The organism is Psychrobacter sp. H26, from assembly GCF_059073035.1.
The window spans coordinates 2,782,383-2,795,427 of record NZ_JCACRW010000001.1; the positions used below are offsets into that span (position 1 = coordinate 2,782,383).

Consider the following 13,045-nt stretch of genomic DNA (forward strand, 5'->3'; position numbering starts at 1 on the left):
TTTAAAAGGTAGGTTTGTGTGTCGGTTCAAAACCGGCTATAAGGCTCGATTTTCAGTGTGGTTCAATTCAGTGTGGTTCAATATAATACTGAGGGCCACGCGGTATTGATAATGCTTAATTACGAATAGTAGGTATATTGCTCATGATAGTCGGTTTATCAACCGTCATACCAGTAAATAGCCATTATCGCTTATTAGCCCATAAATAGTTATGTCAATAATAAATGGTAATGAGACGATTGCAACATAAAATATGCTTGTGTAAATAATAGGAAAAAATATTTAGATCGGCAGCTATTATATGACAAAAAGGGTAGGGTAAAAAGAGCTGAGCAATCTCATCCTCATTTTGACCAATATCAATCGTTTATCTACGTTATATGTCGTTGATGAGAGTATAACGATGACCTCTTTTTGAAATGATTTTAAAAAAAGTCAGGTTCAGTCGCTAAAAAACAGAGGCGAGCCATAAGCGTAGCTTCAACGACCATAATGGCTGTATGCCAGTCAGTCCTTGCGTCATTTTGCCATTTTCTAACACCACATATGATGGGGTAACTTGCCCTTGCCAATCGTCAAAGATATCGCCCTCTTGATCATTTATCGTCCTAAAACTAAAATCGTTTTCATCAAGGTAGCTATGTAAGTCCAGATCAGAGCCTGATTGGACAGCGATGGTGACAACAGGATAGTTATCTGCCACTAGCTTATTTATGGTAGGTGAAGTAAAACTACAGACTGAACACCATGTACCCCAAAAATAGACCAGCGTCGGCTGTTCATAACTCAACTCAGCCAGATCAATAGTCTCTCCCTGATAATCAGTCAGTTGCAATTGCGGACTGGCTGGCATGACTGGTTGTCGCCACCAGTTGACCGCTATATAGATGACCGCGAACATCAAGCTATATATCACGACCGTTTTTAGGATAGATAATATCTTTTGCTTTGTTGTCTTGGCAGGGTTTACTTCTTGATGCTTAACTTCTTGATGCATAGTATCAATTGTCATTACGTCAGCTTTTTGGTTTAGACAAGTCTATTTAATAAATGAGTGAGTAGATAGTAGATAAAAATAAACGGCTGAAAATCAGCCGTATTATTTATAAAGTCTACTATAAGTGCGCTACGTCAACCTATTATGGCTTTTGCGCGCGGTTTTGTAGCGGATCACCGATGAGTACGCTGCCTGAGTTTTCACGGCGCTGCTCATCAGTTAATTTGCTCGCTGGAACTTTGGATTTTCGCTTCCATTTCAAGCTAAACAAGTCATCACGGCGATCAATCAAGTTATGTACTGAACCTTCATGGCGGACATGAGTAAGTTTGTCTAAGTTTACATCAGAGAAGAATACCATTTCGGTGTTGGCCGTGGTTTCTGCCATAATCGCATCATGCGGGAACGCAAAATCTGACGGTGAAAAAATCGACGACTGAGCGTACTGAATATCCAAGCTCTCTACTTGTGGCAAGTTGCCTACCGAGCCGCAAATCATGACATAGCATTCGTTCTCGATCGCACGCGCTTGGGCACAATGACGTACACGCAGATAGCCGTTTTTGGTGTCTGTCCAGAAAGGTACGAATAAAATATCCATATCGTCAAGTGCCATCAGACGGGCAAGCTCAGGGAACTCAACATCGTAGCAGACCAAGATACCGATGCGCCCAGCATCTGTATCAAACACTTTGACTTCATCACCACCTTCGATAACCCAAGCACTACGTTCATGCGGAGTGATGTGGATTTTGCGCTGTTCTTCAACTGTACCATCGCGACGACACAAGTAGCTGACGTTGTATAGCGTATCGTCTTCATCCAAGTACGGCATAGAGCCTGTAATCACATTGACGTTATAACTGACCGCTAAGTGCGAAATCTCATTTTTGAACCACTCGGTATAACCCGCCAAAAAGCGAATGGCAATATTTTGATCTGTTTCTTCACATAGCCCCATCAATGGCGCATTAAAAAACTCAGGCAAGCACGCGAAGTCTGAGTTGTAATCAGCCATGATATCGACAAAGAACTCAACCTGTTGTAGGAGCTCTTCAGGAGATTCAACTTCACGCATCTGCCACTGAATACCACCGATGCGCACTTCAGATTTGCGTGTGTTTGGCTTGTAGTCTTTAGGCTCATAATAGATGTTGGCCCACTCGAGCAAGGTAGCAAAGCCTTTTGATTGCTTATCGTCTGGTAGATAAGCGGTCAAGATACGTTTGACAATAAAGCCATTTGATAACTGAAAAGACAGCGCTGAATCATGAATTTCGCGGCTTTCGACCGCATCGATGTACTCGCCTGGGGTCAGGTCTTTATGATTGTGGTAATTAGGAATACGACCGCCGGCAAGGATAGAGCGAAAATTCAACTGACGACACAGCTCTTTACGAGCATCATAAAGACGGCGACCAAGGCGATAGCCACGATAATCAGGGTCGATCAGCGCGTCCAAACCGTAAATTGCATCACCTTCAGGGTTGTCTCTGATGATTTCTTTTTGCCCAATCAAATCATCATAGGTGTGCGGGTTAGAGAACTTTGCGTAATCGACACGCATTGAGAGCACGATACCGATTAATTGGTCATGGTCAAACAAGGCAATCTGACCTTCAGGAAAAGCATCAATCAAAGTATGAATGGTTGTCTTTGACCATGCGCCGCCCAAGTTGACATAGACACGATCCATCAATGCTTTGAGTTGCGGGTAGTCTTTTTTCTTAATTTCAGCGATCGTAAGATGAAAGTCGTCTAGCTTTTCAATTTTGCTCATAATATTCCTGTGTTAAGTCTCTACTAAATTTGAGTATGTCTAAGATAAAGATATCAAAAACTGTATTCTGTCAATTTTTTATAAAAAAACCAATAAAAATATGTCAATAACCAGACAGAGCCGTTACAATGATTTATTGCCGTATTTACAATAGGTTATAGCCACATCTTATGCCGTATTGCTCAGTATGTTTGAGGTTTATTTTGACTACTATAGAAAGTAAACGGCAGTAACTATTGCATGCTGTATTGTGTGATCTTTATCGCATCATCGACAGCGAAAAAACATAATCATACAATGCTTTTATAACGGTTATTGTTTTGCTATTTATTATATAAATACATAATCTAAGTAATATCTATCAGTACCTTTCATTTTGCTTGCTATGATAGCAAGCTGCAGAGGTAATAATAGTCCTACGTAGTAACTATTTGCTACGTTTGTGTGAGTCAGTACCTTTATTTACTTCAGGCATAGTCATAGTATCGTTTTGCTTGTTTCATTTAGCCATATTTATCGGCTTTTAGGATTGTTTTATTATGCCCTCAAATCGTAGCAATAGAATCAAGAGATGGGAAGATATAGAAGAATCAGCACTGGTGCAGCTGGTTTATGTGAGTACATTGACCATCAGCTCACGCCTGAATACTTCTATTTTTGATGAAGTAGAAGGGCATGCACGTAATTACAACGAGCAGCACGGTATTACCGGTACTTTATGTTATGGCAATGGTCATTTTTTGCAGTGTATCGAAGGTGAGAAAAGACACGTATTTGAGCTCAAAGAGCGTATATTTGCGGACAGTCGTCACAAAAACATCGAAGTATTGTTGCTAGAGGTGATCGATCATCGTAGCTTTACGGATTGGCGTATGCGTTTACTGTTTTTGGAGCGCTGGCTATGGTCGCCTGCTACCAAAGAGCAAGCAGCACAGCTGTCGCCGTTTTTGCCATTTGCACCGCACGGTTGGTCATCTGATCGTACAGAGCGGTTTTTGCAAACGATAAAAACCTTTGATAGTCCACCGCATATCAAAGCGGCAGGCATCACTTACAATGCATTGGGTAACATGTTTCGCCATATTGCAGCACCGCATCAGGCATTTTTGATCATTCAAGGGTTTTTAAGTGTGTTACTGGTCGTCGCGCTGATACTGTTATATTTATAAACGATAGATATTAGTTGCAAAAAAGACGCTAAGCCTAATGGTTTAGCGTCTTTTTTGTGACAAAGCATTGGAGTATATTTGTGAACTCTAATGCTTACATATCAAAAATCTTACCACGGTTCATAATGTTATTTGGATCAAATACTTTTTTGATGTCTCGCAAGTAATTGATCTCTGTCTCGCTGCGACTATATTGTAGATAAGGCTTTTTTGTCATACCTACGCCATGCTCAGCAGATACTGAACCGCCGTATTTTTGTACGGTTTCAAACACGTGTTTATTCACTACCTGACACTCTGCAAAGAAATCATCCTTGCTCATGTTCTCAGGTTTTAAGATATTAAGGTGCAAATTGCCATCGCCGATATGACCGAACCAGCAGACTTCAAAATCTGGATAGTTAGTGCTCACAATACTGTCGATCTCTTCGATAAAATGAGGCACATGACTTATCAGTACAGAGACATCATTCTTATAAGGCGTAAACACTGAGATGGTCTCAGAGATGTATTCACGCAGTTTCCACAGCTCAGCCGCTTGTGCTAAGCTTTGGCTCATCACACCATCGACGACCCAGCCTTGCTCCATGCAGTGCTCAAATATAGCCATGGCCTTATCCATGATAGGCTCATAAGGTGCTTCGAACTCTAGTAAGGTATAAAACTTGGTACGTGATTCGAACGGCTCTTGTACTTGACCATGTGCCATCAACTTATCGATTGCCACGTCGTCAAAGAACTCAAAAGCGGTCAAATCAATCTTCGCTTGAAAAGCAGAGAGTACATTCATGACATCATTAAAGCTGTCCATGCCAAGCACCATGACATTTAAGTCTTGTGGCTGACGCTCAAGCTTGATTTGTGCATGGGTGACGAGGCCAAGCGTGCCTTCGCTACCAATAAATAATTGACGCAAGTCGTAGCCAGTAGCGTTCTTTACCATACCGCGATTGAGGTGCAAGATATCGCCTTTACCCGTGACGACGGTCAGCCCCATGATCCATTGACGAGTCATGCCATAACGAATGACTTTGATACCACCAGCATTGGTGCCGATATTACCGCCCATTTGGCTAGAGCCTGCTGAAGCAAAATCAACAGGGTAATATAACTCTTTTGATTCAGCAAACTGTTGCAGTTGTTCTGTGATGACACCTGCTTCAATCTCGACCATACGATCAGCAGGATAGAACTGCCCAATCTGGTTCATTTTATCCATACTAACGACAATCTCGCCATTGGCTGCTACTGCACCAGCAGACAGTCCAGTACGACCGCCACTTGGGGTCAGCACGACGTTGTGCTCATTAGCCAGTAGCACAATGGCTTGTACTTGCTCAGTGCTTTTTGGAAAGACGATGGCAGCGGCAGCAGGGGCGAAGTGCTTGGTCCAGTCTTTGCCCCAATGCTCTAAGCTCTCCGCATCGGTTTTGATTTGGCTGGGGTCAAATTGATGAGTGTCAGTCAGTGTGCTCAAGATCGTTTGCACAGCAGTGGTGTTGGTATCGGATATGGGCTGATCGGTAATGGTCGTCATGGTCAACTCTCAATATTAGCGTAAGCACGATGCTAGGAATGTTGGTACTGCTTATTATATAGCGAAACGACTATAAATTCAGTGATGAGTCTGCTCGTGATAACAATAAGTGGGTGGCGGTTTTTACAAATAAGAAGCGGTCAATGATAAAGAAGCAGTTCGATAGGTTTTAAGTAGAATGATTCACTATAGCATAAAAATTTTTCAGGCTTGATAACCAATAATTCATCTAATCTGCTAACATCGACCTCAAATTTTGTGTAAGATATCGGGACTGTTTTCGTTTCACTCATCATAGATTATCCAACAGATAATCTTATAAAACAATTATAGGACAGTTCTCATATGGCGTTATCACTACAAAAAGACAAAATCCGGTTTTTATTGCTTGAAGGTCTACATGACAATGCCCTAAAAGTACTAGAAGGCGCTGGTTATCACAACATCGAGAATATCAGTCACGCACTAGACAAAGATGAGCTGATTGAGAAAATCAAAGACGCTCATTTTATCGGTATTCGTTCGCGTACTCAGCTGACGCGCGAAGTACTTGAGCATGCGCACAAGCTTATCGGCATTGGGTGCTTTTGTATTGGTACCAACCAAGTAGACCTAGAGGCAGCTCGTGACTTAGGTATTCCTGTCTTTAACGCGCCATTCTCGAACACCCGTTCGGTGGCTGAGCTGGTACTGGCCGAAGCCATCATGCTATACCGCGGTATCCCTGAAAAGAATGCCACTGTACATCGCGGCGGCTGGGGTAAGTCTGCGACCAACTCGCATGAAGTGCGCGGTAAGACTATCGGTATCGTCGGTTACGGCTCTATCGGCTCGCAGTTGTCTGTGCTGGCAGAGAGCTTCGGCATGAAAGTTATCTATCATGACGTCGTGACCAAATTGCCGTTAGGTAATGCGGTACAAGTAGGCAGCCTAGAAGAGCTACTATCAACGGCTGATATCGTGACCTTGCATGTACCTGATGTGCCAAGCACTCGCTATATGATGAAAGCGGAGCAGTTCGCTCAAATGAAAGAAGGCAGTTACTTTATCAACGCGGCACGCGGTACCTGTGTCGAGATTGATGATCTGGCGGCTGTACTTGAGTCTGGTAAAGTATTGGGCGCGGCTATCGATGTGTTCCCAAAAGAGCCAAAATCAGCGGACGAAGAGTTTGAGTCACCACTGCGTAAGTTCGATAATGTGATTTTGACGCCGCATATCGGTGGGTCAACGCAAGAAGCTCAGGCCAATATAGGTCTTGAAGTTGCAGATAAGTTCGTTAGATACTCTGACCAAGGTGATACAGCGACTGCGGTAAACTTCCCAGAAGTATCTATTCCGTTCAAAGAAAACTCGCATCGTCTGCTACATATCCACAAAAACGTACCAGGTGTACTATCGCAGATTAACCGTCTGTTTGCTGAAGCAGGGATTAACATCCTAGCACAGAGCCTGATGACAGAAGGCGATGTGGGTTATCTAGTCATGGATGTCGATTACAACGACTCGACTGCTGCACTAGATCAGTTAAAAGATGTGGAAGAGACTATCCGCGTACGCATTTTATTCTAATATAGTCAATTCATTAGAAAAAAGTGACAGCGTTAACCTTGCTTGAAGTCAAAAAAAGAGAGGCTCTATTTAATAGAGCCTCTCTTTTTATTTTGCCAAATCTAAACTAGTTGGCTTTTGCTTTATTGGCAGCTTCTGCTTGTAGACGCGCTTCAGTCTTAGCGACTTTACGCTTTTCGATGACGTCTATTACGTCACTACCGATATGAGCTTCGCCGCGTTGTTTTGCCAACTGCATTTGGTGCTCACGCTCACGGAAGCGGGCTTTTTGCTCATCAGTCGCTTTGTCGATACAGTGCGGGCAGGATTCGCCTTTGATATAGGCTGGACTCTGTATATCATCGGCAGTGATGGGCATACGGCAAGCAAAACACTGCTCGTAGCTGCCTTTTTCTAAGTTATGATTGACCGATACACGGTTGTCAAAGACGAAGCAATCACCCTGCCACATAGAGTCGCTGGCAGGAACTTCTTCTAGATATTTTAAGATACCACCTTCTAGATGATAGACCTCTTCAAACCCTTGCTCGCGCAAATAGGCAGTAGATTTCTCACAGCGAATACCGCCCGTACAGAACATGGCGACTTTTTTGTGCTTGGTGGGGTCCAGCTCTTTTGAGACGTACTCTGGAAACTCACGGAAGGTTTCCGTATTTGGATTGACCGCATTTTGGAAAGTGCCGATTTGCACCTCGTAATCGTTACGCGTGTCGATCAAGGTGACCTCAGGATCTGAGATTAATGCATTCCATTCGCTTGGTTTTACATAGCGACCAACAGACTCCAAGGGGTCGATGTTTTCTACGCCCATGGTAACGATTTCTTTTTTTAGCTTTACCTTGGTACGATAAAACGGCTGTGCATCAGTATAAGACTCTTTGAAAGTAAACGTACCAATCGCCTCGATACTGCGTAGATAGTCAAGTACAGTATCAATACCTTGGCGCGTACCAGAAATCGTTCCGTTGATGCCTTCACTTGCCAGCAACAACGTACCTTTTACATCGTTACCTAGCATAGTATTTAGGATAGGCTCACGATAGTGCTCAAAATCGGCAAAGCGTGTGAACTTATATAATGCAGCAACGACGATGTTGTTGGTAATGCTATCGTAGACAGGTGCTGACTGGTTATCCGTTATCGCGTTTTCTTTGGTATTACTATCTTGGTTGGTGCTCATGTATCTCTCCTGCTGGCTAGGTCGCAAACCTAGTGCAATGTTAATAAAAAAGTAGATATATATAACATTAGCTCAATTGTGGGATTACTAATGCGCGCGTAGTGTAGCAAATTTTAATAAGGTTTTGAATAGCTTATCGTGTTTGAGCCGAAACCGTTAAAAAGGATCTGCAGTTTCTCTATTAATTGACGGTTTCTTCATAAGATAAAAAACAAAAAAGCCCAGTAAAATACTGAGCTTTCTTTTATATTCACTGCGTCATGCAAAACTAGCGTTTATTTACTCTGGAACCAAGTGTCTGCTTTGGTACGTGCGCTGGCAATGTCATCACTTGATAAGTTTAATGCCAACTGACCAATTTTACCGCGAGCTTTGTTACGGACTTTTTCATCTAGCATGCCATCACGGGCAGCCAAATCATACCACTTATAAGCATCGACCAGATTCTTTTGCTTTTCATCTAATAGGGCAAGTGTATAGCTGGCACGATTATCACCACGCATGGCGGCTTTTTCTAACCACAGACGTGCTTGTTGCAGGTTAGGCTGTACGCCTTCACCGCGTAAGTACATAATAGCAAGGTTTAGCTGAGCAGGAGCAACGCCTTGTTGAGCCGCTTTGGTGTACCACTGGATTGCTTGTTGGGTATTTTGGGCAATACCTTCACCTTTTTGCAAACGCTTGGCTAGATAGAACTGAGCGTGATCGTTACCTTGAGAAGCACGACTGGATAGCTCACTCACAGGCATAAGCTCAAAACGTGAGGTATCAAGCGGTACGTTTGATATTAACTCAGCATTGGCTAAACCAGCACAAGAGAATAATGCAGTAAACAACGCAGCTTTTAATAATTTCATAGCAGCTCCAAAATTAGGCAGTTAATAAGCAAAAAAATTGTACCGCCAAAGTGTTTTAGACGGCGATAACAACTAGGTGACATCTTGCGATATGAACTTACCTAATCATTAGCAATGGGTTTTATCATTTTTGTATCGTCGCTTGAACCCCAATAATTAGACAGACGGTCGTAATAGTAGGGTGGCTGACAACATTTTGCTAGCTTAACACCCAAACTTACGAAACTCAAATACTAATTACAAGATTTCATAGTCATCTATACCTGATTGTCCCTATTAAAATCATAGAGTTACTATAAGACAATAACCAATTAACGGTTTGACGGGCACGAATATCTACTGATGAGCACGTTGTTATTTGCGTCAGTATAAATCAAACAACTGACATTACTTCGGTTTTTTCTTCGTTACTCGGTAGATAGCAACATCTGCTAACAAATTAGGCGCTTGGCGTATGAGCGCTTTCATCAATGGTGTATGTCCTTTCTCAGAATCACTAACAGCAAAACGATTGATGATATGAATATCATGCTGCGCGCATAGCTGCTCAAAGTCCTTGAATGTACACAGATGAATGTTTGGAGTGTTGTACCACTCATAAGGCAGCGCTTCTGAAACAGGCATCATGCCTTTAAGCCCTAGATGGATACGGTTTTGCCAATGGGCAAAGTTAGGGAAGGTAATAACCGCTTCACGAGCAACTCTCAACATATCCAGCAATAGCACATCAGGGGACTTTACCGCTTGCAGGGCGCGCGCCATGACCACCGTATCAAAACTGTCATCAGCAAAACGTGCCAATCCATCGTTTAGATCCTGCTCAATAATCGATAAGCCATTACCAATGGCCTCATTGATTTTATCTTCATCAATCTCAAGCCCATAGCCTGTTACGCCTAGCTTGTGTTGCAAATGTGCGAGGAGTTCGCCATTGCCACAGCCCAGATCAAGTACGTGTGCTTGCGGCGCAATCCAGCGCTCTGCCAATTGGTGATCCATTCTCATGAGCGCGCTCCTGTGGCTTGGCGACTAGGGGTAATAAAAGGCGCCGTCAAAAACCCTTCGACCGCACCCATATAGCGTGGGATATCAAACAAGAAGGAGTCATGACCATGCGGGGCATCAATATTGATATAACTGACGGGTTTGCCCGTTGCCATTAGCGCGTCCACGATCTCTTGCGAGCGCTCGGGTGCAAAGCGCCAATCGGTGGTAAATGATACGACTAGATATTGACACTGTGTATGAGCAAGAGCAGCTTTGAGCGCAGAAAGTTCTTGCTGACGATCAGATTCAATCTCTTCAATCGTCGCTACTGCACCTTCTAACTCATTTTGTGTGTTTTTCTTATCCGTCTCAACAGCCGCTGCGATTGAATCCTCTAGCGGTACAGCAGACTCTGTACTGTTTTTTACTGCGACTGATGGGTAGCCACGTGTCGGATCAAAATAGTCTAACGCTTTGGTCATGAGCAGATAGGTATTGGCATCGAAGTTTTCGCTAAAGCGCTCGCCTTGATAACGCAGATAGCTCTCAACTTGGAATTCGACATCGTAGCCATACATAAATTTGCCAGATTTCAAGTCACGCCCAAACTTGGCTTTCATCGCGTCATCAGTCAGATAAGTGATATGACCGACCATGCGTGCGAGGATGAGTCCGCGGCGAGGGTATGTGCCCGCTTGGATATAACGTCCATCCTTAAAGTCAGGATCAGACAATATAGACTGACGTGCGACTTCGTTAAAGGCGATGTTTTGGGCAGAGAGCTTTGGCGTACTAGCAATAACCACGCAGCGTTTGAGTCTGTCTGGATAGTCGACAGACCATTGTAGCGCTTGCATACCGCCCATTGAGCCGCCAACGATAGCATGCCATACATCAATGCCTAGGCGATCTGATAGCATGGCTTGGGTTTTTACCCAGTCTTTAATGGTGATGAGCGGAAAGTCAGGGCCATAAACTTGTGGCTCACTGCTGCTATTTGTATTGCTAGTATCTGAGCCAACGCTATCTGGATTAATAGTAGTAGGACCTGTCGATCCAAAACAGCTACCGATATTATTGACACATACCACATAGAATCGATTGGTATCGATAGCTTTATTGGGACCGATCATATTGTCCCACCAACCCGCTTTTTTGTCGTCGCTGTTATGAAAACCTGCGGCGTGATGGTTACCTGATAGTGCATGACAAATTAAAATAGCGTTTGAGTGGTCGCTATTGAGTGTCCCATAAGTCTCTACCATTAAGTCAAAAGAGGGTAGAGTCCGGTTGCACTCTAGGGTTAATGGTTCAGCAAAATGGTAGTTCTGTGGCGTAACAATACCAACTGATCTAGCAGCAGAATTGGCTGGGCTGCTGGCTTTGGCATGAGAGTTGAGTTGCTGGTCATTAGTGTTATCAGAGCGTGCGTTCAAAGCTACCTCACAGGACGACAATCATCAATAAAATAAAAACAAAATGGCAAGCGGTTGGCAGACTATTTTGCCTACCCAGTTTTTATAAACAGGGCTTGCCTATTGTATGGCGATGCGCGTAGGAGTACAACCTTTGGGCAGACCTTTCGAACGCCATTTCTATAGCAAATGGATCATAGGCAAATAATGAATAAGTGCTAAATACAGTGAATAAGGGAAGAATAAAGGACAACTGCGTATCAAATTGTATAAGGGTGCTTTTGCCATGCGCTATTCATGGATAAAATGCTACACTAAAGATGTCTATATTCCATAGTGTCTACACAATCCTGCGTGCTCTCATTGTGATAGTTGTGACATTATCTCCAATAACTTACTGCTGATAAATAGTGCTGCTATGAAACCTGAATTGCCTCCACGTATTGCTGTCCTGTTAGTCAACCTCGGTACACCAGATGAGCCAACGGCACCTGCCGTACGTCGCTATCTCAAACAGTTCTTGTCAGACCCGCGAGTGATTGAGATTCCCAAGTTTTTATGGGCAATCATCTTGAATCTGTTTGTATTGCCCAGTCGTCCTAAGCGCGTGGCAAAAGCTTATGCCAGCATTTGGGAAGGTGACTCACCGATTCGTAAGATACTCAATAGCCAAGTTGAGCTATTGGAACCGCGTCTGGCAAACAGCGTGGCGCCATTTCGTGTCTCTGTGCATCCTGCGATGAGCTATGGCAATCCTGGACTGCCTGATGTCATGGATGCACTACGCGAAGAAGGGGTGGATCACTTTGTCATTCTGCCATTGTTTCCGCAGTATTCGGCCTCTTCTGGTGGCGCGGTATACGATGCGCTGACGAAGTGGACACTCAAGCAGCGTAATCTGCCAAACTATACGATTGTCAAAGACTACTTTGCTCATCCGCTATACATTCAAGCATTAGCCAACTCAATTCGCCGCTTCCAAGAGAAGCATGGCAAACCTGAAAAGTTGATGTTTAGCTTCCATGGTATCCCGCAGCCTTACGCGGATAAAGGCGATCCGTATCCTAAGCGTTGTAAATGTACCGCAGCACAAGTAGCGCACGCACTTGGTCTAAAAGAGGACGAATGGATTATTAGTTTCCAGTCACGTTTTGGTAAGCAAGAGTGGGTAAAGCCGTATACTGATGTGGTGTTAGAAGACTGGGGCAAGTCTGGGGTACGCTCAGTACAAGTGGTTAGTCCTGCATTTTCAGCGGATTGTCTTGAGACGCTAGAAGAGCTGGCCATTGAAAACCGTGATAATTTTCTGGAAGCAGGCGGGCAAGAGTATCACTACATTCCCGCACTTAACCTTGATGAGACCCATATTGAGTTGCTTGAAGCATTGAGCTTGCCTCTTGTAAAAGGGTGGGCGGGTACGCTTGATGGTTGGGCATAGCATGGTTAGCATCTATATAATTATCAACTGAATTACAAGCTATAAAAAAGCACACCTACTATCGTTAGGTGTGCTTTTCTGATTTAAAGAAGTACTCCAGTAGTCGTATTAGA

The 13,045-nt window shown here is 43.6% G+C and carries 10 protein-coding genes; 3 read left to right on the forward strand and 7 right to left on the reverse strand.

The window, feature by feature from the left end; translation table 11 throughout:
• Positions 1-448: 448 nt before the first annotated feature.
• Both AC5JPT_RS11550 and AC5JPT_RS11555 read right to left on the reverse strand, forming a co-directional pair.
• The gene (locus AC5JPT_RS11550) at positions 449-1,012 is read right to left on the reverse strand and encodes a protein disulfide oxidoreductase (protein ID WP_493858195.1); all 564 of its coding nucleotides are present in this window, start codon (positions 1,010-1,012) and stop codon (positions 449-451) included.
• 127 nt (positions 1,013-1,139) lie between these two features.
• Positions 1,140-2,777, reverse strand: coding sequence for a carbon-nitrogen hydrolase family protein (locus AC5JPT_RS11555; protein ID WP_443525495.1), 1,638 nt, complete (start codon positions 2,775-2,777; stop codon positions 1,140-1,142).
• Positions 2,778-3,316: 539 nt separating this feature from the next.
• Here AC5JPT_RS11555 and AC5JPT_RS11560 point away from each other — a divergent pair.
• Entirely contained in the window at positions 3,317-3,946 is a 630-nt protein-coding gene (locus AC5JPT_RS11560; RefSeq protein ID WP_493858196.1) for a BLUF domain-containing protein, read from the forward strand.
• Positions 3,947-4,040: 94 nt separating this feature from the next.
• Here AC5JPT_RS11560 and AC5JPT_RS11565 read toward each other — a convergent pair whose 3' ends face one another.
• Entirely contained in the window at positions 4,041-5,483 is a 1,443-nt protein-coding gene (locus AC5JPT_RS11565) for an FAD-binding oxidoreductase (protein WP_493858197.1), read from the reverse strand.
• A 345-nt stretch (positions 5,484-5,828) separates the two neighbouring features.
• Here AC5JPT_RS11565 and serA point away from each other — a divergent pair, with 345 nt between their 5' ends.
• Positions 5,829-7,055 carry a phosphoglycerate dehydrogenase gene (gene serA, locus AC5JPT_RS11570; RefSeq protein ID WP_319051872.1) on the forward strand — a complete coding sequence of 409 codons (1,227 nt, stop codon included), beginning with the start codon at positions 5,829-5,831 and terminating at the stop codon, positions 7,053-7,055.
• A 106-nt stretch (positions 7,056-7,161) separates the two neighbouring features.
• On the opposite strand, the gene trhO is transcribed toward serA, so the two are convergent.
• The 4 genes from trhO to metX form a co-directional block, all read right to left on the reverse strand.
• Positions 7,162-8,235 carry an oxygen-dependent tRNA uridine(34) hydroxylase TrhO gene (gene trhO / locus AC5JPT_RS11575; RefSeq protein ID WP_493858198.1) on the reverse strand — a complete coding sequence of 358 codons (1,074 nt, stop codon included), beginning with the start codon at positions 8,233-8,235 and terminating at the stop codon, positions 7,162-7,164.
• Between the two features lie 275 nt (positions 8,236-8,510).
• Positions 8,511-9,092: a tetratricopeptide repeat protein gene (locus tag AC5JPT_RS11580; RefSeq protein WP_319051871.1), complete on the reverse strand. Its 582-nt coding sequence runs from the start codon at positions 9,090-9,092 to the stop codon at positions 8,511-8,513.
• 387 nt (positions 9,093-9,479) lie between these two features.
• Positions 9,480-10,097: a methionine biosynthesis protein MetW gene (metW, locus tag AC5JPT_RS11585; protein WP_319051870.1), complete on the reverse strand. Its 618-nt coding sequence runs from the start codon at positions 10,095-10,097 to the stop codon at positions 9,480-9,482.
• Positions 10,094-11,422 (reverse strand): homoserine O-acetyltransferase MetX, encoded by a 1,329-nt coding sequence (gene metX / locus AC5JPT_RS11590; protein ID WP_493858476.1) that lies wholly within the window; start codon positions 11,420-11,422, stop codon positions 10,094-10,096. The genes metW and metX overlap by 4 nt, the downstream gene beginning before the upstream one ends.
• Before the next feature lie 490 nt (positions 11,423-11,912).
• Between metX and hemH the strand changes: the two genes are divergently transcribed.
• The gene (hemH, locus tag AC5JPT_RS11595) at positions 11,913-12,932 is read left to right on the forward strand and encodes a ferrochelatase (RefSeq protein ID WP_493858199.1); all 1,020 of its coding nucleotides are present in this window, start codon (positions 11,913-11,915) and stop codon (positions 12,930-12,932) included.
• Positions 12,933-13,045: the final 113 nt, after the last annotated feature.

What these genes read in the sequence shown, in the direction of transcription:
- AC5JPT_RS11565 (WP_493858197.1), bottom strand. Translation starts at nt 5,483, where the DNA reads ATGACGACCATTACCGATCAGCCCATATCCGATACCAACACCACTGCT.
- hemH (WP_493858199.1), top strand. Translation starts at nt 11,913, where the DNA reads ATGAAACCTGAATTGCCTCCACGTATTGCTGTCCTGTTAGTCAACCTC.
- AC5JPT_RS11555 (WP_443525495.1), bottom strand. Translation starts at nt 2,777, where the DNA reads ATGAGCAAAATTGAAAAGCTAGACGACTTTCATCTTACGATCGCTGAA.
- AC5JPT_RS11550 (WP_493858195.1), bottom strand. Translation starts at nt 1,012, where the DNA reads ATGACAATTGATACTATGCATCAAGAAGTTAAGCATCAAGAAGTAAAC.
- metW (WP_319051870.1), bottom strand. Translation starts at nt 10,097, where the DNA reads ATGAGAATGGATCACCAATTGGCAGAGCGCTGGATTGCGCCGCAAGCA.
- AC5JPT_RS11560 (WP_493858196.1), top strand. Translation starts at nt 3,317, where the DNA reads ATGCCCTCAAATCGTAGCAATAGAATCAAGAGATGGGAAGATATAGAA.
- serA (WP_319051872.1), top strand. Translation starts at nt 5,829, where the DNA reads ATGGCGTTATCACTACAAAAAGACAAAATCCGGTTTTTATTGCTTGAA.
- AC5JPT_RS11580 (WP_319051871.1), bottom strand. Translation starts at nt 9,092, where the DNA reads ATGAAATTATTAAAAGCTGCGTTGTTTACTGCATTATTCTCTTGTGCT.
- trhO (WP_493858198.1), bottom strand. Translation starts at nt 8,235, where the DNA reads ATGAGCACCAACCAAGATAGTAATACCAAAGAAAACGCGATAACGGAT.